The organism is Streptomyces sp. TSRI0107, assembly GCF_001905845.1.
Lineage (GTDB): Bacteria > Actinomycetota > Actinomycetes > Streptomycetales > Streptomycetaceae > Streptomyces.
Map to the genome: position 1 here is coordinate 452,243 of NZ_LIVZ01000006.1, position 26,381 is coordinate 478,623.

Annotated in this window: 23 protein-coding genes and 2 pseudogenes; 14 read left to right on the forward strand and 11 right to left on the reverse strand. The window is 70.6% G+C overall.

Going from position 1 to position 26,381, the window contains the following annotated elements; genetic code table 11:
• Positions 1-120: 120 nt before the first annotated feature.
• The 5 genes from rlmB to AMK31_RS18665 all read right to left on the reverse strand — a co-directional run bounded on the left by rlmB (position 121) and on the right by AMK31_RS18665 (position 4,657).
• Positions 121-1,059: a 23S rRNA (guanosine(2251)-2'-O)-methyltransferase RlmB gene (gene rlmB, locus AMK31_RS18645; RefSeq protein ID WP_073941668.1), complete on the reverse strand. Its 939-nt coding sequence runs from the start codon at positions 1,057-1,059 to the stop codon at positions 121-123.
• Between the two features lie 99 nt (positions 1,060-1,158).
• Entirely contained in the window at positions 1,159-2,559 is a 1,401-nt protein-coding gene (cysS, locus tag AMK31_RS18650; protein ID WP_073941669.1) for a cysteine--tRNA ligase, read from the reverse strand.
• A 63-nt stretch (positions 2,560-2,622) separates the two neighbouring features.
• Positions 2,623-3,126, reverse strand: a complete 504-nt coding sequence (gene ispF / locus AMK31_RS18655) for a 2-C-methyl-D-erythritol 2,4-cyclodiphosphate synthase (RefSeq protein WP_073941670.1) — start codon at positions 3,124-3,126, stop codon at positions 2,623-2,625.
• Complete coding sequence (ispD, locus tag AMK31_RS18660) at positions 3,116-3,868, reverse strand: 2-C-methyl-D-erythritol 4-phosphate cytidylyltransferase (RefSeq protein WP_073941671.1); 753 nt, start codon at positions 3,866-3,868, stop codon at positions 3,116-3,118. Before ispD ends, ispF begins: the two co-directional genes overlap by 11 nt.
• A gap of 306 nt (positions 3,869-4,174) precedes the next feature.
• Positions 4,175-4,657, reverse strand: coding sequence for a CarD family transcriptional regulator (locus AMK31_RS18665; RefSeq protein ID WP_003953493.1), 483 nt, complete (start codon positions 4,655-4,657; stop codon positions 4,175-4,177).
• A gap of 597 nt (positions 4,658-5,254) precedes the next feature.
• Here AMK31_RS18665 and AMK31_RS18675 point away from each other — a divergent pair.
• Positions 5,255-5,866 carry a DUF461 domain-containing protein gene (locus AMK31_RS18675; RefSeq protein WP_073941672.1) on the forward strand — a complete coding sequence of 204 codons (612 nt, stop codon included), beginning with the start codon at positions 5,255-5,257 and terminating at the stop codon, positions 5,864-5,866.
• 81 nt (positions 5,867-5,947) lie between these two features.
• Here the strand turns inward: AMK31_RS18675 and AMK31_RS18680 are convergent, their stop codons facing one another.
• Together AMK31_RS18680 and AMK31_RS18685 are read right to left on the reverse strand one after the other, a co-directional pair.
• On the reverse strand, positions 5,948-6,628 hold the full coding sequence (locus AMK31_RS18680; protein WP_073941673.1) for a response regulator transcription factor: 681 nt from the start codon (positions 6,626-6,628) through the stop codon (positions 5,948-5,950).
• Positions 6,625-7,887 carry a sensor histidine kinase gene (locus tag AMK31_RS18685; protein ID WP_073941674.1) on the reverse strand — a complete coding sequence of 421 codons (1,263 nt, stop codon included), beginning with the start codon at positions 7,885-7,887 and terminating at the stop codon, positions 6,625-6,627. The genes AMK31_RS18680 and AMK31_RS18685 overlap by 4 nt, the downstream gene beginning before the upstream one ends.
• Positions 7,888-8,134: 247 nt before the next feature.
• Between AMK31_RS18685 and phoU the strand changes: the two genes are divergently transcribed.
• From phoU to AMK31_RS18700, 4 genes are all read left to right on the forward strand, one after another.
• Positions 8,135-8,839 (forward strand): phosphate signaling complex protein PhoU, encoded by a 705-nt coding sequence (gene phoU, locus AMK31_RS18690; RefSeq protein ID WP_073941675.1) that lies wholly within the window; start codon positions 8,135-8,137, stop codon positions 8,837-8,839.
• Positions 8,840-8,965: 126 nt separating this feature from the next.
• Positions 8,966-9,121 (forward strand): hypothetical protein, encoded by a 156-nt coding sequence (locus tag AMK31_RS41040; RefSeq protein ID WP_198948512.1) that lies wholly within the window; start codon positions 8,966-8,968, stop codon positions 9,119-9,121.
• A gap of 104 nt (positions 9,122-9,225) precedes the next feature.
• Entirely contained in the window at positions 9,226-9,474 is a 249-nt protein-coding gene (locus AMK31_RS18695) for an SCO4226 family nickel-binding protein (RefSeq protein WP_073941676.1), read from the forward strand.
• Positions 9,475-9,798: 324 nt separating this feature from the next.
• The gene (locus tag AMK31_RS18700; protein WP_073941677.1) at positions 9,799-11,253 is read left to right on the forward strand and encodes an FG-GAP and VCBS repeat-containing protein; all 1,455 of its coding nucleotides are present in this window, start codon (positions 9,799-9,801) and stop codon (positions 11,251-11,253) included.
• 19 nt (positions 11,254-11,272) lie between these two features.
• Here AMK31_RS18700 and fxsT read toward each other — a convergent pair whose 3' ends face one another.
• A complete protein-coding gene (fxsT, locus tag AMK31_RS18705; protein WP_158074541.1) occupies positions 11,273-13,711 on the reverse strand; it encodes an FxSxx-COOH system tetratricopeptide repeat protein in 2,439 nt (812 codons plus the stop codon).
• Positions 13,712-13,842: 131 nt separating this feature from the next.
• Here fxsT and AMK31_RS18710 point away from each other — a divergent pair, with 131 nt between their 5' ends.
• The 4 genes and pseudogenes from AMK31_RS18710 (at position 13,843) to AMK31_RS18725 (ending at position 17,415) form a co-directional block, all read left to right on the forward strand.
• On the forward strand, positions 13,843-14,781 hold the full coding sequence (locus AMK31_RS18710; RefSeq protein ID WP_073941679.1) for an SMI1/KNR4 family protein: 939 nt from the start codon (positions 13,843-13,845) through the stop codon (positions 14,779-14,781).
• 139 nt (positions 14,782-14,920) lie between these two features.
• On the forward strand, positions 14,921-15,709 hold the full coding sequence (locus tag AMK31_RS18715) for a calcium-binding protein (RefSeq protein WP_073941680.1): 789 nt from the start codon (positions 14,921-14,923) through the stop codon (positions 15,707-15,709).
• Between the two features lie 256 nt (positions 15,710-15,965).
• Entirely contained in the window at positions 15,966-16,172 is a 207-nt protein-coding gene (locus AMK31_RS18720) for a hypothetical protein (RefSeq protein WP_073941681.1), read from the forward strand.
• 437 nt (positions 16,173-16,609) lie between these two features.
• Positions 16,610-17,415: pseudogene (locus AMK31_RS18725) on the forward strand (transposase family protein).
• A gap of 33 nt (positions 17,416-17,448) precedes the next feature.
• Here AMK31_RS18725 and AMK31_RS18730 read toward each other — a convergent pair.
• Together AMK31_RS18730 and AMK31_RS18740 are read right to left on the reverse strand one after the other, a co-directional pair.
• Positions 17,449-17,853: a RidA family protein gene (locus AMK31_RS18730; protein ID WP_079186753.1), complete on the reverse strand. Its 405-nt coding sequence runs from the start codon at positions 17,851-17,853 to the stop codon at positions 17,449-17,451.
• Between the two features lie 698 nt (positions 17,854-18,551).
• On the reverse strand, positions 18,552-19,064 hold the full coding sequence (locus tag AMK31_RS18740) for a hypothetical protein (protein WP_073941684.1): 513 nt from the start codon (positions 19,062-19,064) through the stop codon (positions 18,552-18,554).
• Positions 19,065-19,401: 337 nt separating this feature from the next.
• Here AMK31_RS18740 and AMK31_RS18745 point away from each other — a divergent pair.
• Together AMK31_RS18745 and AMK31_RS40695 are read left to right on the forward strand one after the other, a co-directional pair.
• Positions 19,402-19,694 (forward strand): annotated as a pseudogene (locus tag AMK31_RS18745) (site-specific integrase); the annotation flags it as partial.
• Between the two features lie 594 nt (positions 19,695-20,288).
• Entirely contained in the window at positions 20,289-20,456 is a 168-nt protein-coding gene (locus AMK31_RS40695) for a hypothetical protein (protein WP_158074542.1), read from the forward strand.
• An 86-nt stretch (positions 20,457-20,542) separates the two neighbouring features.
• On the opposite strand, the gene AMK31_RS18750 is transcribed toward AMK31_RS40695, so the two are convergent.
• A complete protein-coding gene (locus AMK31_RS18750; protein WP_073941685.1) occupies positions 20,543-21,304 on the reverse strand; it encodes a phosphoglyceromutase in 762 nt (253 codons plus the stop codon).
• A gap of 161 nt (positions 21,305-21,465) precedes the next feature.
• On the opposite strand from AMK31_RS18750, the gene AMK31_RS18755 reads away from it, so the two are divergent.
• The 3 genes from AMK31_RS18755 (at position 21,466) to AMK31_RS18765 (ending at position 26,291) form a co-directional block, all read left to right on the forward strand.
• Complete coding sequence (locus AMK31_RS18755) at positions 21,466-23,163, forward strand: stealth family protein (protein WP_073941686.1); 1,698 nt, start codon at positions 21,466-21,468, stop codon at positions 23,161-23,163.
• A gap of 16 nt (positions 23,164-23,179) precedes the next feature.
• On the forward strand, positions 23,180-24,946 hold the full coding sequence (locus AMK31_RS18760) for a stealth family protein (protein WP_073941687.1): 1,767 nt from the start codon (positions 23,180-23,182) through the stop codon (positions 24,944-24,946).
• A gap of 73 nt (positions 24,947-25,019) precedes the next feature.
• Positions 25,020-26,291 (forward strand): MDR family MFS transporter, encoded by a 1,272-nt coding sequence (locus tag AMK31_RS18765; RefSeq protein WP_073941688.1) that lies wholly within the window; start codon positions 25,020-25,022, stop codon positions 26,289-26,291.
• The last annotated feature ends 90 nt before the right edge of the window (positions 26,292-26,381 follow it).

Below are 26,381 nucleotides of genomic sequence, written 5' to 3' on the forward strand. Positions count from 1 at the left end.
AGTGACGTGTGGTTAGGACACTGCTTTGACCCGCCGGATCTGTCCGGACCGCGTCAAGCTTGCCCGGACAGCCCCGAATACCCCGTACGGGTGACTAATCCGTAAACCCGTTCGGGCGGTTCACGCCCGTCGGCGAGCCGCCTCGTACAGCACGATGCCCGCCGCCACACCGGCGTTCAGCGACTCGGCGCCGCCCGGCATCGGGATCCGCACCCGGAAGTCGCAGGTCTCGCCGACCAGCCGGGACAGGCCCTTGCCCTCGCTGCCGACCACGATCGCGACCGGCCCTCCCAGCGCCTCCAGCTCGCCCAGCTCGACCTCGCCGTCCGCGGCCAGCCCGACCACCACGACACCGGCCTTCTTGTACTGCTCCAGCGCGCGCGTGAGGTTGGTGGCCCGCGCGACCGGCGTACGGGCGGCCGTACCGGCGGACGTCTTCCAGGCACCGGCGGTCATGCCCGCCGCGCGCCGCTCCGGCACCACGACGCCGTGCCCGCCGAACGCCGAGACGGACCGCACCACGGCACCCAGGTTGCGCGGGTCGGTCACCCCGTCGAGGGCGACGATCAGCGCGTCCTCGCCCTCGTCGGCGGCGGCGTCGAGCAGGTCCTCGGGGTGGGCGTACTCGTACGGCGGCACCTGGAGGACCAGGCCCTGGTGGTTCAGCCCGTTCGTCATCCGGTCCAGCTCGGGCCGCGGCGCCTCCATGAGGTTGATGCCGCCGCGCTCGGCGGCCAGCTGCAGCGCCTCGCGGACCCGCTCGTCGTTGTCGATGAACTGCTGGACGTACAGCGTGGACGCGGGCACGCCCTCGCGCAGCGCCTCGACGACCGGGTTGCGCCCGACGACCAGCTCCGACGTCCCCTTGCCGCCCGGGCGGCGCTGCGTACGGCCCTGCGCGCGCCGGGCCTTCGCCGCGGCGGCCCGCTGCTTGGCGTGCCCCTTGCGCATCTCGGCGGGAGGCGTCGGCCCCTTGCCCTCCAGGCCCCGGCGCCGCTGGCCGCCACTGCCGACCTGCGCGCCCTTCTTGCCGGACATGCGACGGTTGTTCGCGGCCATGACCTACCTGTTCCTGTGTCTCTCAGTCTCTGCGACTGCGTACGTACGTCTATGAAGTGTGCCGCCCGGGGAGCCGGGCGGCACAGTCGATCACGCGGGTCAGCGGGAGCCGAGGCTCCAGCGCGGCCCCTGCGGGCTGTCCTCGATGGCCAGCCCGGACTCCTTGAGCTGGTCCCGGATGGCGTCGGCGGTGGCCCAGTCCTTGCGCGCCCGCGCCGACTCCCGCTGGTCCAGGACGAGGCGTACGAGGCTGTCGACGACGCCCCGCAGATCCTCGCCCCGCTCGTTCCCGCCGGCCCACTGCGGGTCGAGCGGGTCGAGTCCGAGCACGCCGAGCATGGCCCGCACCTCGGCGAGCCGGGCCACGGCGGCCTCCTTGTCGTCGGCGGCCAGGGCGGAGTTGCCCTGCCGGACCGTGGTGTGCACGACGGCGAGCGCCTGCGGCACGCCCAGGTCGTCGTCCATCGCCTCGGCGAAGGCGGGCGGAACGTCGGCGGACGGTTCCACCTCGCCGCCGGACAGCTCGACCACGCGCTGCACGAAGCCCTCGATCCGCGCGAACGCGGCCTCGGCCTCCTGCAGTGCCTCCTCGCTGTACTCGATCATCGAGCGGTAGTGCGGGGTGCCGAGGTAGTAGCGGAGCACGATGGGCCGCCACTTCTTCACCATCTCGGAGACCAGCACCGAGTTGCCGAGCGACTTGGACATCTTCTCGCCGCTCATGGTGACCCAGGCGTTGTGCACCCAGTACCGGGCGAACTCGTCGCCGTAGGCCTTGGCCTGGGCGATCTCGTTCTCGTGGTGCGGGAAGATCAGGTCCAGCCCGCCGCCGTGGATGTCGAAGGCGCTGCCCAGGTACTTGTGCGCCATGGCGGAGCACTCCAGGTGCCAGCCCGGCCGGCCCCGGCCCCACGGCGTCTCCCAGGTCGGCTCGCCCGGCTTCGCGGCCTTCCACATGGCGAAGTCCCGCGGGTCCCGCTTGCCGGTCTCGCCCTCGCCGGAGGGCTGGAGCAGGTTCTCCAGCTCCTGGTTGGAGAGCTGGAGGTAGCCGGGGAAGGACTTCACGTCGAAGTAGACGTTGCCGTCGGCCTCGTAGGCGTGCCCGCGCTCGATGAGCCCGCGCATCATCTCGACCATCTCGGTGACATGACCGGTGGCGCGCGGCTCGTAGGTGGGCGGCAGGCAGCCGAGCACGCTGTAGCCGTCGTTGAACGCGCGCTCGTTCTCGTACCCGATCGCCCACCACGGGCGGCCCTGGTCGGCGGCCTTCGCGATGATCTTGTCGTCGATGTCGGTGACGTTGCGGATGAACGTCACCTCGTAGCCGCGGTGGGCGAACCACCGGCGCATGATGTCGAAGTTCAGGCCCGACCGGATATGGCCGATGTGCGGCGCGGCCTGCACGGTGGCACCACACAGGTAGATCGAGACACAACCCGGCTTGAGCGGGGTGAAGTCACGGATCTGCCGGGCGCTGGTGTCGTACAGGCGAATAGTCACCACTCCAGGGTAGTGGGCGCCGGGTAGTGCGGTGCGCCGTCCGGGGGTTTGCGGCGGGACCGGTCAGCCCGTACGCACCACCAGTGCCGTCGCGATGGCCATCAGGCCCTCCTCGCGGCCCGGGAAGCCCAGCCCGTCCGTCGTCGCCCCGGAGACCGAGACCGGCGCCCCGGCCGCCTCCGAGAGGATCTTCTGCGCCTCGTCGCGGCGCTTGCCGATCTTCGGGCGGGGGCCGACGACCTGCACCGCGATGTTGCCGACACGGAAGCCGGCCTCCCGTACGATCCGGGCCGCCTCCGTCAGCAGCGTCACCCCGGACGCGCCGGACCACTCCGGCCTCCCGGTGCCGAAGTGCTGCCCGAGGTCGCCGAGCCCGGCCGCGGAGAAGAGCGCGTTGCACGCCGCGTGCGCGACGACGTCCGCGTCGGAGTGCCCGGCCAGGCCCGGCCCCTCGCCCTCCCACTTCAGTCCCGCGCACCACAGCTCCCGCCCCTCCTCGAAGGCGTGGATGTCGGTGCCGATGCCGACCTGGGGAAGCGGCGCCTCCACGGGTGCCTCAGAAGCCATCGTTGAGCCTCCTGCGCGCCAGGACCGCCTCCGCCAGGACCAGGTCCAGCGGCCGGGTCACCTTGAACGCCTCCTCGTGGCCGGGCACGACCACGACCTGGACGCCCAGCTGCTCGGCCATGCTCGCGTCGTCCGTGACGTCCTCGGTGACCGTCTCGTGCGCCCGGACCAGCGTCGCCCGCTCGAAGCCCTGCGGCGTCTGCACCGCCCGCAGCCGCGCGCGCGACGGCGTGGCCAGCACCGGCTCCGGCTCGCCGGGCACCGCCGCGGGCTCGACCTCCTTGACGGTGTCCGCCAGCGGCAGCGCCGGCACCACGGCCTTCGCGCCCGCGCGCACCGCGTCGATGACGGCGTCCACCGTGTCCACCGGCACCAGGGGGCGCGCCGCGTCGTGCACCAGCACGATGTCGTGGCCGGGCGGCACCGCGGCCAGCCCGAGCCGTACGGACTCCTGCCGCGACTCGCCGCCGGGGACGACGACGAAGTCGGTCCGCTCGGGCAGCGCGTGCGCGTCGAGCAGCGACTTGACCTCGGCGGCGCCGTCGGGCGGTGCCACGACCACGACGAGGGACACCGCGCGGGACGCGGCCATCGCCCGCACCGCGTGGACCAGCATGGGAGTGCCGTTCAGTGCGCGGAGCGCCTTGGGGGCGCCCGGGCCGAGGCGCACGCCCCGTCCGGCGGCCGGAATCACGGCGGCGACGGAGGCCGCGCCCGGCGAAGGTCGCGAAGTGTCAGACATCGTTTCCTGTCAGGTTTGTGTGCTCGGCCTGGTTGGGTATGGCCTGGAGGTACCCCCCGCTCACCGAGCGTGGGGAGTGCCGGGCGCGCAGCCTTGACCGGACCCTTCCGTGACACCGGTCGAGCCGGCAGCCAGGGCCCGGCACGCACAGTACCGGGGGGAGCTCCCCTCGGCGTACGGCGCGTGGCGTGCCGCAGACGAACATGCCGCAGCGCCCGGCGACGGTAGGTTTTCCGTCATCGGGCACCGCGGCATTTCGGTGTACTGAGTAAGTACGCAGTGGGCTGAGCAGGCTGCTGCCACGCGTCAGGAGGCGAGAACCTCGTCGAGCAGGGCCTCGGCCTTGTCCTCGTTCGTGTTCTCCGCGAGCGCGAGCTCGCTCACCAGGATCTGGCGGGCCTTGGCGAGCATGCGCTTCTCACCGGCGGAGAGTCCACGCTCACGCTCGCGACGCCACAGGTCACGCACGACTTCCGCGACCTTGATGACATCGCCGGAGGCGAGCTTCTCCAGGTTTGCCTTGTAGCGACGGGACCAGTTAGTGGGCTCCTCGGCGTACGGCGCGCGCAGCACCTCGAAGACCCGGTCGAGTCCGTCCTGACCGACCACATCACGCACGCCGACGAACTCCGCATTGTCCGCTGGCACACGTACCGTCAGGTCACCCTGGGCGACCTTCAGCACCAAGTAGGTCTTGTCCACGCCTTTGATCTGGCGAGTTTCGATGGCCTCGATCAGCGCGGCCCCGTGATGGGGATAGACCACGGTGTCGCCAACCTTGAACGTCATGTGACAGGTACCCCTTCCGTGGCTATCCAGGGTAACACGGATACGGCGTCTTCTGAATGGCGTTTTCGCAGGTCAGGGCATATCTCGGGGCTTGACAACAGCGACAGGAACGTGCTGCGCGAGGTCTGCGGAAGCAGGTATTCGCAGGTCGGAGCGGATGTCCGGGCCGGGCGAAACGGGCACGTCACATACCGCCGACCCCGCCCCCAAGCGGCTGAACATCCCGATATGTCCGCTTCCAAGTGCTCGACTTCCGCTACTCCGTTCGGTGCGTGCGGACGGGTACGAGACGAATCCGGAATTGATCACGCCACACCCTCGCGTGCCACGCCGTGATCAATTTCGGGGGCGGTCGCGCATTCCTTCACGGAAAATTCGCCCGCCCCTGTGGGCCGTATGCCGAACCGTTTGCCCGCGCGCCTTACCGAGGGTCTTATGTGAATGCCGGACGGTACCCCCCGGCTGAGCGAACCGGGCCCCAGGGGGAGGGTCGGGTGCGGCTGCCCGGGAACGGCTCGGTAACCTAAGGCCGCTGACAGCCACTTAGGGCGGCTTTACAAGGACAGCTGCCCCTGCGTTCAAGGAGTTGCCGCCGCCGTGAGCAGCAGCCTTCGACGCGGCGCCCTCGCCGCCTCCGTCACCGCCCTCTCGATCGCCTCGCTCGCCGCCTGTGGCGCCGGCAACAACGCCCAGACGCTGGAGATCAAGCCGGACAACGCGGCCACCAGCGTCGGCGACATCAAGATCCAGAACGCCGTCGTCATCGTGCAGCCCGACGCCGAGTCGACCGGCCCGGCCGTCGTCTCCGCCACCGTCTTCAACGACGGCGACACCGCCGAGACGCTGGAGTCGATCACCCTGGACGGGATCAGCGAGCCCGTCGAGCTGACCCCCGCCGGCGGCAAGGGCGAGCTGACCATCCCGGCCGACGGCTCGGTCGTCATCGGCGGCAAGGACAACGCCGGCGCGGTCGTGAGCAACGGCCAGGCCCTGGAGGACGGCGCCGCGCACAAGGTCACCTTCACCTTCAGCGAGACCGGTGACGTGAGCCTGGAGGCGTTCGTCGTCCCGGCCGAGGGCTACTTCGAGGAGTGGGGCCCGACCAAGGTTCCCGCCGCCCCGGCCGCCACCCCGTCCGGCGAGACCGGCGCGGCCACCGCGGGCGCGACCGCCGGGGAGACCGCGGAGCACGACGCGGCCGGCCACTGAGCGGTCGTCCACTCCACGCACGCATGACGAAGGGCGGGGCCTCCTCGGGAGGTCCCGCCCTTTCGTGTCCGGGGGTGCGGCTTACGGCTCGAACTTGTAGCCGAGGCCGCGGACCGTCACCAGGTACCGCGGAGCGCCCGGGTCCGGCTCGATCTTGGCGCGCAGGCGCTTGACGTGGACGTCCAGCGTCTTGGTGTCACCGACGTAGTCGGCGCCCCAGACGCGGTCGATGAGCTGCATCCGGGTCAGCACCCGGCCCGCGTTGCGCAGCAGCATCTCCAGCAGGTCGAACTCCTTCAGCGGCAGGTCGACCTTGGAGCCGGAGACGGTGACCACGTGCCGGTCGACGTCCATCCGGACCGGACCGGCCTCCAGGGCGGCCGGGGCCACCTCCTCCGGCTCGCCGCGGCGGCGCAGCACCGCGCGGATCCGGGCGACCAGCTCACGCGACGAGAACGGCTTGGTGACGTAGTCGTCGGCTCCTATCTCCAGTCCGACGACCTTGTCGATCTCGCTGTCCTTGGCCGTCACCATGATCACGGGGACGTTGGAGCGACCGCGCAGCTGACGGCACACCTCGGTGCCGGGCAGACCCGGCAGCATCAGGTCGAGGAGGACGAGGTCGGCGCCGTTGCGCTCGAACTCGTCGAGTCCGTCGGGCCCGGTGGTCGCGACCGCGACCTCGAAGCCCTCCTTGCGGAGCATGTACGACAGGGCGTCGGAGAAGGACTCCTCGTCCTCGACGACGAGCACTCGGGTCACGGAAGGACCTCCGGGGCGGGAAGTGTTTCTTCGTACGGGGCGTCCAGGGACGTGCTGCGGGTGCGGCCGCTCGCCGCGCCGCCGCCGGGGTGCTGCGTCCGGTCGCGGGCGGGGCCCGCCTCCGGCAGCCGCAGGGTGAAGGTGGAGCCCTGTCCCTCGGAGCTCCACACCGTGACCTCCCCGCCGTGCGAGGCGGCCACGTGTTTGACGATGGCCAGGCCCAGACCCGTACCGCCGGTGGCACGGGAGCGAGCCGGGTCGACTCGGTAGAAGCGCTCGAAGATGCGCTCCTTGTCCTTGTCGGAGATGCCGATGCCCTGGTCGGTCACGGCGACCTCGATCATGTCGCCGCCCGGTGCCGTCACCCGGCGGGCGGCGATGCCGACGCGGGTGCGGGCGGGCGAGTAGTTCACCGCGTTCTCGACCAGGTTGCCGAGGGCCGCGGCGAGCTGGCCGCGGTTGCCCCAGACACTCAGGTCGTCGGCGCCCCCGGCGGCCATGGTGATCTGCTTGGTGGAGGCCGCGTGCCGGCAGCGGTCGACGGCCTCGGCGACCAGTTCGTCCACCCGGACCGGCTCGGCGTCCTCCAGCGGGTCGTCGTTCTGGACCCGGGAGAGGTCGATCAGCTCCTGCACCAGGTTGGTCAGCCGGGTCGCCTCGATCTGCATGCGTCCCGCGAACCGCTGCACGGCCTCGGGGTCGTCGGAGGCGTCCATGACAGCCTCGGAGAGCAGGGAGAGCGCGCCGACCGGGGTCTTCAGCTCGTGGCTCACGTTCGCGACGAAATCGCGTCGTACCGCCTCGATCCGGCGGGCCTCGGTCAGGTCCTCGACCAGCAGGAGCACCAGGCGGGAGCCGAGCGGGGCGACCCGCGCGGACACCGCCAGCGCCTCGCCGCGGCCGGTGCCGCGCCGGGGCAGGTCCAGCTCCACCTGGCGTATCTCGCCGTCGCGGCGGGTGTCGCGGGCCATCTGGAGCATCGGCTCCACGGCCAGCTTGCCGCCGCGCACCAGACCGAGGGCGTACGCCGCCGAGCTGGCCTTGACCACGGCGTCGGCCTCGTCGAGGACGACGGCGGAGGAGCGCAGTACCGACAGCACCGTGTCCACGCCGGGCGGGAGCACGGGGTCGGTGTGCAGAGAGGTGCGAGTGGGGCGTTTCAGGTCGCGTTCGCTCCAGCGGAACGCCAGCATGGCGATGACACCGGTGAGCACCCCGGCGATCGCTGCCGCTGCGGCGACCGCCGCGTTCACGTCCATGCGTCCAGGTTAGGCATGGGGCGAGGCGTGGCCACAGCCATCCGTGTGCGAGCTCGAACACTCGTCGCCCAGAGTTCACCTAGGAGCCAGTACCGGTTCATTTGGGGTGGCGGAAACGGACGCGTACGGGTCGGAACGTGGGAGCGTGGGGTTCGGACCGTCGGTCGTACGACGGTCGTACCCGCCGGTCGTACGGCGGGGCCCCCGGCGCCTGAGCCCCCGAAGACACGCACGAGAGGGAACCCTGATGCGGGACGCGTACCACGAGGAACTTGACTCGATCGGCGACGGGCTGGTCGAGATGGCCCGGCTGGTCGGGTCGGCGATCGGGCGCGCCACGACGGCCATCCTCGACGCCGATCTGAAGCTCGCCGAGCACGTCATCGAGGCCGACAAGAAGGTCGACGGCCTCCAGCACGACCTGGAGGCCCGGGCGATAGCCCTGCTGGCCCGCCAGCAGCCGGTCGCCACGGACCTGCGCATCGTCGTGACGTCGCTGCGGATGTCCGCCGACCTGGAGCGCTCCGGCGACCTCGCCCAGCACGTGGCGAAGCTCGCCCGGCTGCGCTTCCCCGAGCGCGCGGTCCCGCAGGACCTGCACGCCACCGTCCTGGAGATGGGCCAGCTCGCCCAGCGGCTGATGGCCAAGGCGGCGGAGGTGCTGGTCACCAAGGACGTCGACCTGGCGCTCCAGCTGGAGCAGGACGACGACGCGATGGACCTGCTGCACCGCACGCTCTTCCAGCACCTGATGGACGACCGCTGGAAGCACGGCATCGAGACCGCCGTGGACGTCACCCTGCTCGGCCGCTACTACGAGCGGTTCGCCGACCACGCGGTCGCGGTCGCCAAGCGCGTGGTGTTCCTGGTGACGGGTGAGCACGCGGACGAGATCCAGCAGGAGCTGCAGGCGGAGATCCAGTCGTCGGCGCCGGGAACGGAAGGGGCGTGAGCGCAGGCCGCTGATGTGCGGAGATGTGCCGGGGGCGCGCGCGAGCCACAGTGCGCCGTTGATGCGCCCAGGGAATCGGGCATGCAATGGGCACAGGCACCAGCCTTGAGGCCCCAGGAGGAACCCATGGCCGAATCCCCCGGCACGACGCCCGACCCCACGCAGGAGCGCGAGACCGAGCAGCCCGCGGAGATCAGGAACCTCATGCTGATCGGTGCCTGCGGCTGCGGCTCGGGCTGCGGCTGCGGGTGCCAGTCGGGCAACCCCTGCCAGTGCGGCTGACCGCGAGCACGACTCCGTACGAACCCCGAAGGGCCCCTGGCGCGCTGCCGGGGGCCCTTCGGCGCACCATGGAGGGGTAGGCCAAGGGGAAGGAGGTGGAGGCCATGCCCGAGTTCATGGACGTCCACCACAACATGAAAGGCGTCACCGCCGACCAGCTGCGCGAGGCGCACCAGGCGGACCTGGCCATCGAGCAGGACGAGAAGGTCCACTTCAAGCAGGCCTGGGCGGACCCGGACTCCGGTGTCGTGTACTGCCTGTCCGAGGCACCGTCGGCCGACGCGGTCCAGCGGATCCACGAGCGGGCCGGCCACCGGGCCGACGAGGTCCACCCGGTCCCGCTGACTGTCTGACAACCCCTCCGCGCACCTAGGGGGTGTCTCGCCGATCATGCCGGGCTCGCGGCGCCTGGCACCGCGCCTCGCCGCGTTGTCGTCGGTCCCCGATTCCCCCAAGCTCTCGGCTCCGCTCGAGCAGGGGGGACCCCCATCGCATCGACTCCCTCCTCCGCCTTGCGATGCACGGCACCAGACGCCGCTCCCTGATCCGGCCTGATCGGCAAGACACCCCCTAAGCGTTCTCCGTGTCCGAGACGTACAACCATTCGATCTCCCGGCGGGTCGAAGACCGGCAAGAGCACAGTCCGCTCACAGCCAGCTCTCGGACAACGGAGAACCATGCGCGTCCCTCGTACCGCCCTCGCCGCCGCCGTGGCGCTCGTGGCGGCGGTCGGCACCCCGCTTCTGGCCGCCCCCTCGGCGTCCGCGGCCCCCGCCAAGCTCGCCGACGACTTCAACGGCGACGGCTACCGCGACCTCGTCATGCTCGGCGGCTCGCACGGCAAGGACGGCCGGGTCACCGTCGTCTACGGCACGTCGACCGGCCTCGGCACCCGCGTCCAGGTCCTCCACCAGGACTCGCCCGGCATCCCCGGCTCGGTGGAGGCGGACGACGGCTGGGGCACCGCCGCCACCACCGCCGACCTCGACCGCGACGGCTACGCCGACCTGGTCGTCTCCTCGCCCCACGAGGACGTCGGCGACATCCAGGCCCGCGGCGGGCTGACCGTCGTGTGGGGCAGCGCGAGCGGCCTCGGCTCCGGCACCGGCTTCAACTCGCCGGTGCCGCAGGAGTACCCGAACCAGGGCGACGTGTTCGGCGAGGACGTCGTGACCGGCGACTTCGACGGCGACGGTGACGCCGACCTCGCCGTCACCAGCAACAGCCGGTCCGGCGTGGTCCTGCTGAAGGGCCCCTTCACCCGCACCGGCAAGCACGGCGGCTGGGAGTCCCTGGGCGGCGGCTACGGCTACCTGTACGCCGCCAACCTCGTCGCGGGCCGGGTCACCGCCGACGCCGCCACCGACCTGTACGTCCTCGGCATGGACCTCCAGGACGGCGGCGACGACCTGGACATGCGGGCCTACTTCCACCGCGGCGGCAGCGCCTTCGCCAACCGCGCGGCGGAGGTCCGGGTGCCCGACGACGGCGGCCACCAGGGCGGGGACATCCTCACCATCGGCGACTTCGACAAGGACGGCTACGGCGACCTCGCCATCGGCCGCGGCTACGAGGAGCCCGACGCGTGGAAGGGCTACGTCACCGTCCACTACGGCGGTTCCGGCGGCCCGAACCCGGCCCGTAAGCCGGTCAAGTTCACCCAGGACACCGCCGGTGTGCCCGGCTCCTCCGAGAAGGAGGACTACTTCGGCTCCGCCGTCGCCGCCGGCGACGTCAACGGCGACGGCTACGCGGACCTCGCCGTCGGCGCCCGCGGCGAGTCCCTCGGCAGCAAGGACATGGCCGGCTCGGTCACCGTCCTCTACGGCCGCGCGGGCGGTCTGTCCGGCACCGGCGCCAAGTCCTTCACCCAGGACACCTCCGGCGTCGCCGGCACCGCCGAATCGTCCGACCAGTTCGGCGCCCACCTCAAGGCCACGGACTACACCCGTGACGGCCGCGCCGACCTGATGATCGACACCAACGAGCAGCTGGGGTACGAGGACCGCTGGGGCATGATCCACATGCTGAAGGGGTCGGCTTCGGGCACGACGGCGACCGGCTCGAAGACGTTCACGGTCGACTCCCTGAAGCTGAAGTACTCGCGGCTGGGCGGCCCGTTCAGCCGCTGAGCGTTCAGCCACCGAGCGTTCAGTCACCGCCCGGCTGCGTCAGGCTGCCGAACAGGTTGGCGATGAGCACGGTCGACGGGTGCTGTTCACCCAGCACCCGTCGCCGGCGCCCCAGCGTCTCCTCGGCCAGCTCCCGCGCCTCCTCGGTGCGCCCCAGGTCGGCCAGCCAGTGCGCGAGGTTGGAGGCGGTGATCAGCGTGTCGGGGTGCTCCTCGCCGAGCACCCGGCGGCGCCGCTCCAGCGTCTGCTCCGTCAGCTCCCGCGCCTCCTCCAGCCGCCCCAGGTCTGCCAGGTGGGCCGCCAGGTTGGACGCGCTGATCAGCGTCTCCGGATGCTCCTCGCCGAGCACCCGGCGCCGCCGGTCCAACGTGTCCTGGGCGAGCTGCCGCGCCTCCTCCAGCCGCCCCACCTCGGCCAGCCGGACGGCCAGGTTGGACGCGCTGATCATGGTCTCCGGGTCCTCCTCCCCCAGCACCCGGCGCCGCCGGTCGAACGTGTCCTGGGCCAGTTCCCGCGCCTCCTCCAGCCGTCCCACCTCGGCCAGCCGGATCGCCAGCTCCGACGCGGTGAGCAGGGTGTGCAGATTGTCCTCGCCGAGCACCTGCCGCTGCCGGTCGAACAGATCCCGGTGCAGCGCGTAGGCACGGTCGTGCTCGCCGATGCCCGCGTACGCCTGGGCCAGGTAGTTGGCGGCCCACCAGGTGTGCACGTGATCGGAGCCCATCAGCGCGGTCCAGGCCTGGCACAGGGCTTCCATCCGGGGCAGGACGGCCGGCGCGCTGCCGCGCTCCGTCAGATAGCGGGCCGCCTCGCAGGCCGCGTACCGGGCGTCCGCCGTGACCAGGTCGTCCGGGTCGATCGCCAGCATGTGGGGCAGCAGGTCGGGCCAGCGCGGCCAGCCGGCGGGGTCCGAGGCGTTCCCCGGGGAGGCCGCGGCCAGCAGGCGGCTGGCGTGGTACGCCGCGGTGGCCCGTTCCCCGGCGGAGAGCTGGTCCCTGAGGACGGCCTGCGTGAGCCGGTGCAGATGGACGCTCCCGCCGGCCACCCGGGCCAGCCCGTGCCGGTGGATCTCCGACAGCACCCGGCTGCGGGTGCGACGGTCCGTCAGCACCCCGTCCATGGAGGAGGGTTCGCCGTCGCCCTGCTCCGGGCGGCCCTTCGACGGCAGCGCGAACGGCTCGGGAGCCAGCAGGGCGCACGCCCTCAGCACGTCGGCCGCCTCCGGGTCCCGCGCCTGCAACCGCTCCATGCTCAGCCGGATCTGAGCGGCCAGCGACCACGGATAGTCCAGCGGCCTGCCCTCGTCGGTCACCTGGCCGGCGTTGTCGGCCAGCAGCGCCAGGTACTCGTCGACCGCCGTGGTGGTGAGCACCTCGGCGGCCTGCACCAGCGCCAGCGGCAGATCGTCCAAGGCCTCCGCGAGCCGCTCCGCGTCCGCCTCGGACAGCCACGGCGTCCGGGTGCGCAGCAGGGTCACGGACTCCCTGCGCGCGAGCGCGCCCACGTCCAGCGGCGTGGCCACGCCGTGCCAGCGCGGGTTGCGCGAGGTGATCAGCACATGCCCCGGCCCGGACGGCAGATACTCGGCCAGCGCCTCCGGGTCCTCCGCGTTGTCGAAGACCACCAGCCAGCGGGCCCGCGACCGCAGCTCGGCCTCCAGCACCGCCACCGCCTCCTTGGCCGGCGTGTCCCGCTGCGCGGCGCCGGTCGCCACCGCCAGCAGCGCCAACTGGTCGGGTATCAGCGCCGGGTCCTCCGCCCGCACCCACCACACCAGCTCGTACTCGCCGCAGAACCGGTGCGCGTACTCGGCGGCCAGCTGGGTCTTGCCCACCCCGCCGCGCCCGTCCAGCGCCAGCACCGCCACCGTGCGGCCGCCCGCCAGCCGGTTCCGCACCTCGACCAGCAGATCGTCCCGGCCGACGAACCCGGCGTTGCGCGCCGGCACGTTCCACACCCGCGGCATCGTCCCCGGCAGCCGCGGCCCCGTCGCCCCCACGCTCCGCAGCACCCCCGCACCACCGCTGCCGGGGAACCCCGGCCGCACCGGCGGCGGCCCCGCGGGTCCCTTCACCGCGGCGAGCAGCACCTCCCGCGCCTTGTGCTCGGCCAGCCCGTGCAGCGACGGCGCGCGCAGCGCCCGCAGCATCGGCGGCGGTACGGCCGCGTCGATCCGTACGGGTATCAGCCGCTCCCGGCCCGCGACGACGGCGGTCCACTCGTCGGTGGTCCAGCGCCGCTGGTCGAAGTACGCGGCGGAGAACAACGCCACCATCCGGCGCTGCTCGATCGCCTCGTTCATCCGCAGGACGACGTTCTCCCCGGCCCCCCAGTGCCAGGCGTCCAGCTCCACGTCGTACCCGGCGTCCTGCAACTGCCAGGCCACCCACTCCGCCCACGCGAGATCGGCCCCCGCGTGACTGACGAACAACCGCCCCCGGCCGTCCCCGTCACCCACCACGTCGGCCCCCCGTGCGTGCGCAGCCCTGCCTCACCACTCACAGAGGCTAGCGGGACAGGGCACCCGGGGACGGGCGATCGACCGCCACGGGAGGGCGATGTCAGTGGCCCGTGCTTCACTCACGCCCCATGGACGAACAGGAGCTGCTGGCAGCCGTTCACGCCCTCGTGTCCCCGCACCGGGGCGACCTGGTGTGCGCCCTGCCCGGGCACGGCACGGCCGCGGGCCACACCTGCCTGGTACCGGGCGACGGCATCGACGTCCTCGGCCTCGGCGACGCCCTCACGGACCGGTACGGCCGCCCGCGCAACCTCGCCGCGGACGGGTACGTCGACCCGACCGTGAACGAGCGGACCGGGGCGCCGCTCCTCGCCCCCTTCGGCGACGGCCTCGTCGGCATGCGCGCGTGGGCGGACGCCGACCGCTGGATCGGCTGCGGCACGGTGCGGGCCGGCGCCGGCGTACGGCCGGTCGTACTGGTCGCCGGGCGCGTCACTCCGGGACAGGAGGAGCTGCCGCCGGGCACCTCCTGGGTGGACCAGGTCGTGGCGGTCACCGGATGGCCGCGCGATCGGCGCCGGCCGGTCGACTGGACCCCGGTCGAGACCCGCCTCCGCACCGCGCTGCCCGACGACTACAAGGAACTGGTCGAACGATTCGGGTACGGCGCCTTCGACGACGACCTCGGCCTCCACCTCCCCGACGGCTGGCCCGGCGGCGCCATGGGCATCGCCGGCACCAACGAGTTCTGGTTCGCCACCGCGACCCCCGACGGCGAGGGCCCCTGGGCGCCGTACCGTCTCTACCCCGCCCCCGGCGGCCTGCTGGAATGGGCGAGCACCGAGCAGCACACCTCGTTCTACTGGCTCACCGGGCACCCCGATCCCAACCGGTGGCCGATCCTCGTCACGGACGAGACGTACAGCGAGTGGGACCGTTTCGACGGCCCGACCGCCCAGTTCATCCACCGCATGCTCACCGACCGCCACCACCCCTACTCGACCGCCCGCTTCTCCGACAGCCACTGGTTCACGTCGTACGACAGCCCGGACGCGTGTGACGTTTGATCATTCCGGTGCGCTGGGTCATGCGGGCAGCCTGTGTGACGGCTGTGCGTAACTCCCCTGACTTCCGACCTTCCGACCTTCCGACCGTCCCGCCGTACGCCGTTCGGCGGGCCCACTCAACACTCCGTGAAGGAGTTTCATGCGCAAGCGCGCCACCTTCGCCGTACTCACCGCTGTCGTGGCACTGGCCGGCTCCACCGCCGCCGGTGCCCACGCGGACGAGACCGTGGGGGACATCCAGATCGACAGCCTCGCCGTCAACGGCGGCAAGAACGTCGTGGTCGACACGGCCGACAAGACGATCACGGTCTCGGTGACCGCCACCGACCCGTCGGGCATCTGGGACGCGGACTTCTACCTGTGGCGGGGCCCGGACGGGGCCGACCCGTACTACAGCCCCGACGGCTACATCCTGCCCAACGAGGACACCACCCCCGCGGACTGCGTGGCCTCCAGCAGTACGACGTCCACCTGCTCGAAGACCTTCACCTTCGAACCGGACTGGTGGCTCACGAACGCCGACGCCGGTACGTGGAAGGTCGGCGTCCAGGTGTGGGCCAACGACGACAGCTGGACCGAGCGCTGGGCCTACACCACCACCCGCCTCCAGCGGCACTCCAAGCTGACCGTCAACGCGAGCCCCGAGCCGGTCGTCAAGGGCAAGACACTGACGGTCACCGGCAAGCTCTCCCGCGCCAACTGGGACACGCTCGACTACCGGGGCTACGCCACCCAGCCGGTCAAGCTCCAGTTCCGCAAGGCCGGCACCACGACCTACACCACCGTCAAGACCGTGAACACCTCCAGCACCGGCACCCTGACGACCACCGTCACCGCCGCCGAGGACGGCTACTGGCGCTGGAACTTCGCGGGCACCACGACCACCCCGGCCGCCACCGTGGCCGGCGACTTCGTGGACGTGCAGTAGCGGCGAGTACGGCACCCGAACGCCGTTGCCGAAAGCCGGGGCCTGGAGGAAAGCCCGGCCCCGGTGAAATCCGCGGATAAAAGCCCGAAAAAAGCCGTCCCCGGCAAAATCTCGGCAGGTTTCCGCAGGTCAGCAGGGCTCTTAGCACCCATCCGGCCAGTGCGGCTATCACCCGAACGGCGCAACAGGACGTGCAGGATTGGTCAAGATAGGCTCATTAGTGCCCCAATCGAGAAATATGTGAAAGGGGAACCACATGCGTATCCGACGAATCCTCGCCGCCGTCTTCGCCACGGCAGCCCTCGCCGGACTCGGCCTCACAGGCGCCGCCACCGCCGCCGCACAGGGCGCCCCATCCGTCGTCACCCCTTCCGAATGCAGGCAGGGCGGCGGAACGCCCGCCATCAACGAGGAGGGCAACTACTGCAGGGGCGGCACGCACGACGGGGAGCAGGTCGACTGAACCCCACCAGGCGCCCCGTAGCCACGCACCGCGGTGCGTTCCCGCGCGAGCGTAGCCGGGAGAGGTTCCACGGGGGTCCCAGACCATGAGAATGCCCCTGATCCGCGCCGGAAGCGCAGATCAGGGGCATGACCACGCAAGCTGCTACTTCTTGCCCTGGGGCTTGCCGGGGATCTTGCGGAGCCACGATCTGGCAGGGGTCTGGCACCGACTTCTTCGCCCCGAAGCCTCGGCTGAAGGGTTGCCGTTCGAGGATTACTCCTCGTGAGGATTCATGTGTATCCAGCGTCCACCACCCTCGTGTCACATCTCCATGCCCGCATCGGGCTGCCCGCGTCTGGCTGGGCTGACGGGGGCCGTGTTGATCTCCCTCACCACGATCGCGCCGCTTGGGTGTACGCGGGTGTGGTGACGAGGCAGGGCCCCTCGTCGTTGGCGTGGTGATTCCACTCAGCACACCGACGCCCGAAGGGGCCAGTTGGTTCCGCATCCTGCCACGCTCGACGTCCCGCACGAGCTCGTCGAGCATGTCGCCTGGGTGCTGCACGAGCACCGCCGGGCCCGCAACACCCGCTGGCGCAAGCTCGGCTGCTTCCTGCAGGCGCTGCTCACACTGGTCCATCTGCGGAAGAACGAGACGTTCTCGCAGCTCGGATCCGGTTTCGGGATATCCCAGGCCACCGCCTGGCGGTACGTGGACGAGACGCTGGACGTCCTGGCCGGCTGGGCGCCCGGCCTCCATGAAGCCCTTACCGGCCTCGGTGAGGGCGACCACGTCATCGTTGACGGCACTCTGATCCCCATCGACCGGATCCGTGCGGACGCGCCGTACTACTCGATGAAGCACCGCAGGCACGGCATGAACGTGCAGGTCATCGCCCGCCCTGACGGCACACCGCTGCGGTTCTCCCGCGCCACGCCCGGTCGCACCCACGACCTGACCGCGGCCCAGGCCCATGGCATCGTCCAGGCCTGCCTGACCCGGCAGATCCTCGTCCTCGCGGACCGCGCCTACCAGGGTGCCGGCGCCACCTTTCGAACCCCGTACTACCGCCACCGCGAACAGCCCGAGCACTACCAGCAGTTCAACCGCGACCACGCCCGGCTGAGAGCCCCCGGCGAACGCGCCTTCGCCCAGCTGAAAGCCTGGCGGCTGCTCCGGCGAGCCCGATGCTCAACCCGCCGCATCAGCACCATCGTTCAAGCAGTCCACACGCTGCTGACCTGCAACTATCCAGGATGAAAGGGGCCGAAGGAATCAGGCCGGCCTCCTCACCTATGGCTTCACGTCTAGACGCACGAGCGCGCCGATCTCCACGAGTTGGTCCGGCAGGGCCAAGTCGGAGACTCCCATGACCGTGCTGGTGGGCCGGTGCTCCCCGAAATACTCGGCGTGAAGGCGTGCTGTCGTGTCGAAGTTCTCCCGCAGGTTCCTCACCAGAACCGTGGTCTCCACTATCTGGCTGCGCTCGGCCCCGAACTGCCTCAGCACCAAGTCCAGATTCTCCAGCGCGGTGCGGACCTGCAGTTCGAAGTCGCCGGCACCCACGAAGTTGCCGTGACGGTCATGAGACAGCTGCCCCGACACGTAAACCGTGTCACCGACCTGAGTGGCCTGGCTGTACCCGTACAACGACTCCCACGGCATGCCGAACCCGAATGCCTTCACCTGAGAACTCACAACTCACTCCCTTGATACAGCACGCGGGGCCGTAGTTGCAGGCAGGCCCCTTGCGTGTAGAAGTTACGTGTCCGTACAAGCGATGCTTGTCCGGTAGCGCCGCCCGAGTGTTCTCTGCGCGCACAAAACCGGCTGCAGTGGGCTCCTCCAGGCGCCGGTGTGATGAGTGGAACTACTACGCCGACGACGAGGGGCCCTGTCTCGTCACCACACTCGCTGACCAGCCCATTTCCCCCTCCAGCACAGGATGAAAGAGGTTCAATGATCTTCAGTAACGCCTCTCCGACATCGACCTGGTGTCGCTTGGTCAACGCATCGAACTGCGCACGCGCCGTCTCGACGAAGATCAGATCTCTGATCACGCACTCTCTCCCCATACGTGAAGTGCCCGCCACAGCTCGCGAGCATGAACGAGCGTTAGGGGACGAGGCTGCGGAGCACCACGGGTTGTGGAAGATGGCGTTCGTGCACTAAACGCCAAGGCGTCTGGACAGTTGCCGCTGGCTTCGGGACGCCTTCGTCCCGAAGCAACTTGTGTGGATACCTGACCTGGCTCCTGACCTGTGGCCGGGCGATCGCTCAACGCTGCGACCTGCGGCTCAATGTCGGTGGTTGTCAGTGTTGGTCGTCATTGAGCACCCTCCGACGACCCAAGACGGCCTGGCCCGTAGGCGGAGTGGGCGGGGTTGAATGGCGGCCTATTCGTGTTCTCCTTGCATTACGGCTGCATAGCGCTCACCCAACTTGTCGCGCAGAGTTCGGAGTTGATACGCCGCTGTGGACGCGACGTGGGTCGCGGGTGGGAGCTCTCGGCTCGTCGCCCACCACTCTGAATCGGTAGGTCGACCCTCGTTCAATCCCGCCCGGAGCAACGCGTCGATCTCAGTTAGGCGCTGAGCAAAGGCTTGTGCCCACTCCTGCTCATCCGATCGCAGGAACGGCGAACGTCGCAGCAGCAGGAGATTGATCTGTGCGAGCCTCCCCGTCTCGGGCTCGGTCGCGGCATCGGGGTGCGCGATGGACATCCGTTGCGCTTCCTCGAAGGAGGACAGCGCCTCCCAAACCTCCCGCAGCGCATCCACCCGCTGAGTACGAAAGGTGGCCCGAGCTTCACGGGCCTGCGTCCGCTGCCACTGCCAGAACCCCGCTCCCGTGGCCAGCGCAGTCCCGATGAAAGTAAGAATGCCGACCACGACCGCGTCTGAGACCATGCCGCGAGACTACTGAGCCGTTCAGCCCGAAGCCCACGCAACCGGATGTTGACGGGCCCTGAGCTCACGGTCCCTCGAATGGGGTACCTGTGGGGCGTTCGCCTGCTGTGCGTGCACCCGCAGGTACCTGCGCGATCGGCGTAGCGACTTTGGCCTGGAGCTGCTTTGGCGCGAGTGATCATGGTCCCTTAAGCTTCCGGCGCGTCGGGCAGTCTGTGGACCTGCCCGGCACTGTGTGCCTGCCTCTTGGGCGGGGCGGGCGGCCGGCGGTGCCGAGCGGGGCGGAGACATGAGCGCGGGCGCCGCCGGCCGCCCGTTGGCTGGCTGAACAGTGGCGGGTCCGGTCGCTGATGCCCTCCGGGACCACATGAAGCGATTCCCGCCGGTGGAGATCAACTTGCCGTGGAAGGTGGCGGACGGGCCTCCAGTGACCAAGCGGCTGATCTGGAAGCGGGCGCTCGCCTCGGCCGGACTGAGCGGAAGCCAGGCGAGTCCTACGCGGAGTCCCGCAAGAACGGCATGCACGCCCTCCGCCACTTCTACGCCCCGGTGCTCCTGGACGCTGGCGAGAACATCAAGGCCCTCGCCGAGTACTTCGGCCACTCGGACCCGGGCCAGACGCTCCGCGTGTAGGCGCACCTCATGCCGTCCAGCCGGGAGCGCACCCGTAAGGCGATCGCTGCCGTGTTCGCGTGATGAGGATTCCTTACACCGCAGCGCCCGTCCCTCGTCCCCGCAACATTGCCGAAGCTAGTATTCGAAATCACCACACGTAAATGTTCCACCCGCCACAACATTGCCGAAACTAGCATTTGAAATCACCACACGTAAATGTTCCACCCGCCACAACATTGCTAGGGCAGCATTCGCGCCAGGACGCCCCCACCTGGCCTCCTGGCCACCCAGTGGCTGGGTGGGCCCATGGCCGGGCGAGGCCGCTCCCGCCTGGCTGAGGCACCTACGAATGTTCGTAGGTGGTGGCGTCAAGGGCGCCTGAAGGGCCACTTGTCACGCCAAGACTCGCGGCGGTCTGAAACTGGAAGCATACGACTACTCCGACGACTCTGACTGGGGGTTTGTTACGTCCTCTATTAGGCCGCTAAAGTCCAACGCGCCGCCGAGAGAAGAAGAGGGGCCGCTCACTGGCATGAGCGGCCCCTCACCCGTCGGCACACGTTATTCACCACTGCTGCAGGAGAATCTATGCGTCCTACGGAGAACGTTATGGTCCCACGACCCGGTCTGCGCATCGACCTCATCCCTCGTGAGCTGCCGCTCGTCCTCATCGGTTTCGGCGGCGCGGCCCTTGCCATCTGGGTCGGTGCCGAGACTGTCGCGGTCGTCCCGCCGGCCTTCCTGGTGTCGGTCCGCGTGAGGCTGCGCCGCATCTGAGCGCGACGGCCCAGGGACGGCCCAGCCCCACCAAAAAGCCCCCGACCTGCCAAGAAACAGCAGGTCGGGGGCTTACTGGCGTCGGCTTACTTCTTCTTGCCCTGGTTCTTCACGGCCTCGATCGCCGCCGCGGCCGCGTCCGGGTCGAGGTACGTGCCGCCGGGGTTCACCGGCTTGAAGTCCGCGTCGAGCTCGTAGGACAGCGGGATGCCCGTCGGGATGTTCAGGCCCGCGATGTCGGCGTCGGAGATGCCGTCGAGGTGCTTGACCAGGGCGCGCAGGCTGTTGCCGTGGGCGGCGATCAGGACCGTGCGGCCGGTCAGGAGGTCCGGGACGATGGCGTCGAACCAGTAGGGGAGCATGCGGGCGACGACGTCCTTCAGGCACTCCGTCTGCGGGCGCAGCTCCGGCGGGAGGGTCGCGTAGCGCGGGTCGGAGAACTGGGAGTACTCGGAGTCGCGGTCCAGCGCCGGCGGCGGGGTGTCGTAGGAGCGGCGCCACAGCATGAACTGCTCCTCGCCGAACTCGGCGAGGGTCTGCGCCTTGTCCTTGCCCTGCAGGGCGCCGTAGTGGCGCTCGTTGAGGCGCCACGAGCGGTGGACCGGGATCCAGAGGCGGTCCGCGGACTCCAGGGCGAGCTGGGCGGTGCGGATGGCGCGCTTCTGGAGGGACGTGTGGACCACGTCGGGCAGCAGGCCGGCGTCCTTGAGCAGCTCGCCGCCGCGCGTCGCCTCCTTCTCGCCCTTCGGGGTGAGGTTGACGTCCACCCAGCCGGTGAACAGGTTCTTCTCGTTCCACTCGCTCTCGCCGTGGCGGAGGAGGATCAGCTTGTACGGTGCGTCGGCCATGGCTTCGAGCCTACCTAAGGGGTACGGGGGCTGCGGCCACGCTCCCTCGCCGCCCGCGACTCGCCCGTTAAGTCCAGGTGAACTCTTCCACAACCTTTCCTCACACCTGTCTGTCTCGTTATCGCAGGACTGTGCAGGATTCGGGAAGAGGTGCTCAGAACGTGACCGTGCGTTCCTTTGCGCGGCGGATGCGCCCGCGGGTCGAGCGGAAGGCCGCCGAGCGGGTGTGGCAGCTGCGCACCATGCGCCGTCGCCGCAGGGCCGCGGTCGGCGACCCGGTGCTGCGGCCGGTGGCGGTGCGCGGGCAGCAGCTCTACGGCCGGGTGGTGAGCCGGTTCACCGCCGCCGAGGCGGCTGCCGCGAACCTCGATCTGGTGGTGGCGGCGCTGGAGCAGGAGGGGATCTCCTACTTCCTGGTGCCGACCTCCCGGACCCGGCACACGGTCGGTGTGAACGCCGCCGACCGTGAGCGGTTCCTGGTCGCGCTGGAGACGCTGAACGCCGGGAAGGCCGTGTTCATCGGCCGGCCGCTGCCCGGCGGCAAGCTCAAGCACCCCGCGATGTTCATGGACGGCGTGCTGCCCGCGCCGCTGCGCACCGCGCCGGTGCTGCGGGTCGGGGAGAACCACCTGGGGCCGGCGGGCCAGCTGCTCGCCGGGCCGGAGCTGGCCTGTGACGTCGAGTTCTGGGAGGACGGGGCGGAGCTGCTGGACTCCGCCGACGGGGCCCGGCGGCTGGCGAAGGTGCAGCCGCAGGCGTCGGAGGACGTCTTCCGCGAGTCGCTGGTCTCGCCGCGCAACAACGGGGTCACGGACGTGCTGCCCGCCTCCGAGCGCAAGCCCGCCGTCGTGCGGGTCGGCGAGCGGGAGCTGCCGAGCTTCGTCCCGCTGACCCTGCCGACCGTGAACCGGGTGACGTTCCCGGTGGACGTCGTCTACACCTGGGTGGACGGCGAGGAGCCGGAGATGCGGGCCAAGCGGGCCCGCCACCAGGAGCGCGGCACGGCGGAGATCCTCGACAAGGAGACCAACGCCTCCCGCTACACCAGCCACGACGAGCTGAAGTACTCACTGCGCTCGCTGGCGATGTACGCCGACTTCGTCCGGCACATCTACATCGTCACCGACGGACAGAAGCCGCACTGGCTGGACGACCGGGCCGAGGGCGTCACGGTCGTCGACCACCGCGACATCTTCCCCGAGGGCGTCCTGCCCGTCTTCAACTCGCACGCGATCGAGACGCGGCTGCACCACATCCCGGGGCTGTCCGAGCACTACCTGTACTTCAACGACGACGTCTTCGTCGGCCGCCGGATCACGCCGGAGCACTTCTTCTTCGGCAGCGGCCTGATGAAGATCCCCGTCTCCCCGCTGAAGATCGGTGTCGGCAAGCCGCACGCCGAGGAGACCGCCACCAACTCCGCCAGCAAGAACGTACGGCGGCTGCTGCTGGAGAAGTTCGGGCGGATGACGACGAACAACTTCATGCACACCCCGCTGCCGCAGCAGCGCGGCGCGCTGCGGGCGCTGGAGGAGCTGTTCCCGGAGGACATCGCCCGCACCACGGCGTCCCGGTTCCGCTCGCCGACGGACATCGCCATGACGGCTCCGCTGCTCTACCAGTACTCGCTGATGACCGGCCGGGGCGTGCCGGGCAAGTTCAGCTTCCGGTACGTGAACATCAGCCGCCCGGACGCCGACCGCCGCCTGGCCGACCTGCGCCGCAACCGCCGCTTCGACTTCTTCTGCCTGAACGACGTCGACGTGCCACCGGAGGAGCGGGAGCAGGTCGGCGTGCGGATGCACGAGTTCCTGGAGAACTACTTCCCCTTCCCGAGCCCCTACGAGCGGCAGAGCTGACAGGGCGGTCCCGGCCATGGACATCCGTCACCGCTTCGCGGCACCGCCCAGCCTGCGGGCCGCGCGGGAGTTCCTGGTGCGTCTTCGGCTGTGGCCGGCGGCGCTGCTGTGGGCACTGCGCGCGGTCCGGGCCCGCCGCCGGCTGCGGGCCGCCGTGCCGGGGCTGCGCCGGGTCGTCTGCGGTCCGGTGCGGCTGTACGGCCGTACGGTCGCCGACTACACGGCGTCGGACGCCGCCGCCACCGACGTCGAGCAGGTGTGCGACCTGCTGGACGCGGCGCAGGTGCCGTACTTCCTGGTGCCGGGCGAGCCCGGGACGGGCGGGCAGCGGCAGGTGATCGGTGTCGCGGAGGCGTACCGCGCCACGGTCCTCGCGCGGGCCGCACGGCACTTCGCCGGCACCGCCGGGTTCGTCGGCGCCGTCGGTCCGGACGGTGCCGTGCGGAGCGCGGTGCTGTGGGCCGACGGGAGGCTGCCGCGGGCGCTGCGGCGGGCGGACGTGCTGCGCACCGGTGTGGTGCGCCTCGGCCCGCAGGGGCAGGTGCTCGGCGGTCTGGAGACGGGCTGCGACATCGAGTTCTGGCGGCACGGCCGGGACCTGGGCGCCGACCCCGGTCATCTCACCGTGCCCGGCGCCCGGCTGCCGGACGTGTTCGAGGCGGCGCTGGTGGCGCCGCGCCGCAACCCCGTCTCGGAGGTGCTGCCGGTGGCGGCGCAGCAGCCGGCCGTGGTGGCGGGCCGGCGTCGCCCCGTGCCGACGTTCGCCGCGTTCGCCGAGCCCGGCATCGACGAGGTGCGCTTCCCGGTCGACGCCGTGTACACCTGGGTGGACGGTGACGACCCGGTGATGGCGGCCAAGCGCCAGGCCCACCAGCCGCGCTCCGGCAGCGTCATCGCCGCGCGCGAGACCGGCGCCTCCCGCTACACCAGCCATGACGAACTGCGGTACGCGCTGCGCTCGCTGGAGATGTACGCCGGGTTCGTCCGGCATGTCTACCTGGTGACGGACGCTCAGGTCCCCGACTGGCTGGACCCGGACGCGGAGGGCCTGACGGTGGTCGACCACCGGGACATCCTCCCGGCCGACGCGCTGCCCGTCTTCAACTCGCACGCCATAGAGAGCAGGCTGCACCACATCCCGGGCCTGTCCGAGCGCTACCTCTACTTCAACGACGACGTCTTCATCAACCGTCCGGTGCGGGCCGAGCACTTCTTCCACGGCAACGGCATCGCCCGGATCCCGCTGTCGCCGCTGAAGCTCGGCGTCGGCGACCCGCACCCGCTGGAGCCGGCCCCGAACTCCGCCGGGAAGAACACCCGCGAGGTGATCCGGCGCTTCCACGGCCGCCTGATCACCCACAAGTCGCTGCACACCCCGCATCCGCAACTGCTGTCGGTGATGCGGGAGATGGAGAGCCTGGGCATCGAGGAGCTGGCGCGGACCTCGTACTCGCGGTTCCGCTCCACCACCGACGTGGCCCCGGCGTCCACGCTGCACCACCACTGGGCGATCGCGACGGGGCGGGCCGTGCCGGCCGAGTACCGGTTCCGCTACGTGCAGCTGGGCACGCCGGACATGCGGCGTCGGCTGGCCCGCCTGGAGGCCGGTGAGGACGTCGACTTCTTCTGCCTGAACGACGTGGACACCGCCCCGGCGGACCGGGCGGCGGCCCAGCTGGCCATGCGGGCCTTCCTGGAACGCAAGTACCCGTTCCGGAGCCGCTTCGAGCGGGCGGCCCCGGTCGCCCCGCGACCCTCACGATTGACGCTCCCCGTCAATTGAGTGGCGGGCCCGGCGACCGCGTTTGTAAGTTGTGGACGCCGGTTGAGCCGCTTACCGCTGTGGGGGATCCTCGATGTCACCAGCCACCCTGAGACGTGCCGTCCGGGAGACCGTCTCCGGGCTCCCCCGAGAGTTCTGGTGGCTGTGGACCAGCACGCTGGTGAACCGGCTCGGCGCCTTCGTCGCCACCTTCATGGCGCTGTACCTCACCCTCGACCGCGGCTACTCCGCCTCCTACGCCGGTCTCGTCGCCGCCCTGCACGGCCTCGGCGGGGTCGTCTCCTCGCTGGGCGCGGGCGTGATGACCGACCGGCTCGGACGGCGGCCCACCCTGCTGATCGCCCAGTCGTCCACCGCCCTGTCCGTCGCGCTGCTCGGCTTCATGCGCGACCCCGTCGCCATCGCGGCCGTCGCCTTCCTGGTCGGCATGGCCTCCAACGCCTCCCGCCCGGCCGTGCAGGCGATGATGGCGGACATCGTGCGCCCCGAGGACCGGGTGCGCGCGTTCTCCCTGAACTACTGGGCGATCAACCTCGGCTTCGCCGTGTCGTCCATGGCCGCCGGGTTCATCGCCGAGTCCAGCTACCTCGCCGGCTTCCTGATCGAGGCCGCGATGACCATGGCCTGCGCGATCCTGATCTTCCTGCGGCTGCCCGAGTCCCGTCCGGAACGCGCCCCGGCCGGGAAGGGCGAGGCGGAGACCGCCGAGGTCGGCCTGGGGACCGTACTGCGGGACGGGCGCTTCATGAGCGTCGTCGGGCTGTCCTTCCTCGTCGCGCTGATCTTCCAGCAGGGCTCGGTCGGCCTGCCGGTCGCGATGGGCGAGGCCGGGTTCACGCCCGCCGAGTACGGCCTGGCGATCGCCGTCAACGGCGTCCTCATCGTCGTCCTGCAGATCCCCGTCACCCGGTTCATCCAGCACCGCGACCCCCGGCAGCTGCTCGTCGCCTCGTCGCTCCTCGCCGGCTACGGCTTCGGCCTCACCGCGTTCGCCGGATCGATCGGCGCGATCGCCCTCACCGTCTGCGTGTGGACCCTCGCCGAGATCGTCAACGCACCGACCCAGACCGGACTCGTCGTACAGCTCTCCCCCGTCCAGGGACGCGGCCGCTACCAGGGCATGTACACCATGTCCTGGTCCGTCGCCGGCCTCGTCGCCCCCCTGATGTCCGGCTTCGTCATCGACCGCTTCGGAGCGGAGTGGCTGTGGGGGCTGTGCGCGCTCGTCGGGACGGTGGCGGGGCTGGGCTACGGGCTGCTGATGCGGCGACTGCCGGCCGAGGAACCCCAGCCCGACCTGGGCGCGGTGCCTTCCACGTCCAAGGCCGCGACCGAAGCAGCCTGAACCGGGCGCCTGAACCCGGCGGACCGGCTCGCATCTCCCACCCCGTACGGCACGATGGACAAGTACGTGCCGCACAGGGCCCCTTGGGGC

Excerpts from the sequence above, each read along its gene's own strand:
- rlmB (WP_073941668.1), bottom strand. The coding sequence starts at position 1,059 with ATGGCCGCGAACAACCGTCGCATGTCCGGCAAGAAGGGCGCGCAGGTC.
- ispF (WP_073941670.1), bottom strand. The coding sequence starts at position 3,126 with ATGGCTTCTGAGGCACCCGTGGAGGCGCCGCTTCCCCAGGTCGGCATC.
- ispD (WP_073941671.1), bottom strand. The coding sequence starts at position 3,868 with ATGTCTGACACTTCGCGACCTTCGCCGGGCGCGGCCTCCGTCGCCGCC.
- AMK31_RS18665 (WP_003953493.1), bottom strand. The coding sequence starts at position 4,657 with ATGACGTTCAAGGTTGGCGACACCGTGGTCTATCCCCATCACGGGGCC.
- AMK31_RS18685 (WP_073941674.1), bottom strand. The coding sequence starts at position 7,887 with ATGGACGTGAACGCGGCGGTCGCCGCAGCGGCAGCGATCGCCGGGGTG.
- phoU (WP_073941675.1), top strand. The coding sequence starts at position 8,135 with ATGCGGGACGCGTACCACGAGGAACTTGACTCGATCGGCGACGGGCTG.
- AMK31_RS41040 (WP_198948512.1), top strand. The coding sequence starts at position 8,966 with ATGGCCGAATCCCCCGGCACGACGCCCGACCCCACGCAGGAGCGCGAG.
- AMK31_RS18695 (WP_073941676.1), top strand. The coding sequence starts at position 9,226 with ATGCCCGAGTTCATGGACGTCCACCACAACATGAAAGGCGTCACCGCC.
- AMK31_RS18700 (WP_073941677.1), top strand. The coding sequence starts at position 9,799 with ATGCGCGTCCCTCGTACCGCCCTCGCCGCCGCCGTGGCGCTCGTGGCG.
- AMK31_RS18710 (WP_073941679.1), top strand. The coding sequence starts at position 13,843 with ATGGACGAACAGGAGCTGCTGGCAGCCGTTCACGCCCTCGTGTCCCCG.
- AMK31_RS18715 (WP_073941680.1), top strand. The coding sequence starts at position 14,921 with ATGCGCAAGCGCGCCACCTTCGCCGTACTCACCGCTGTCGTGGCACTG.
- AMK31_RS18720 (WP_073941681.1), top strand. The coding sequence starts at position 15,966 with ATGCGTATCCGACGAATCCTCGCCGCCGTCTTCGCCACGGCAGCCCTC.
- AMK31_RS18740 (WP_073941684.1), bottom strand. The coding sequence starts at position 19,064 with ATGGTCTCAGACGCGGTCGTGGTCGGCATTCTTACTTTCATCGGGACT.
- AMK31_RS40695 (WP_158074542.1), top strand. The coding sequence starts at position 20,289 with ATGGTCCCACGACCCGGTCTGCGCATCGACCTCATCCCTCGTGAGCTG.
- AMK31_RS18750 (WP_073941685.1), bottom strand. The coding sequence starts at position 21,304 with ATGGCCGACGCACCGTACAAGCTGATCCTCCTCCGCCACGGCGAGAGC.
- AMK31_RS18760 (WP_073941687.1), top strand. The coding sequence starts at position 23,180 with ATGGACATCCGTCACCGCTTCGCGGCACCGCCCAGCCTGCGGGCCGCG.
- AMK31_RS18765 (WP_073941688.1), top strand. The coding sequence starts at position 25,020 with ATGTCACCAGCCACCCTGAGACGTGCCGTCCGGGAGACCGTCTCCGGG.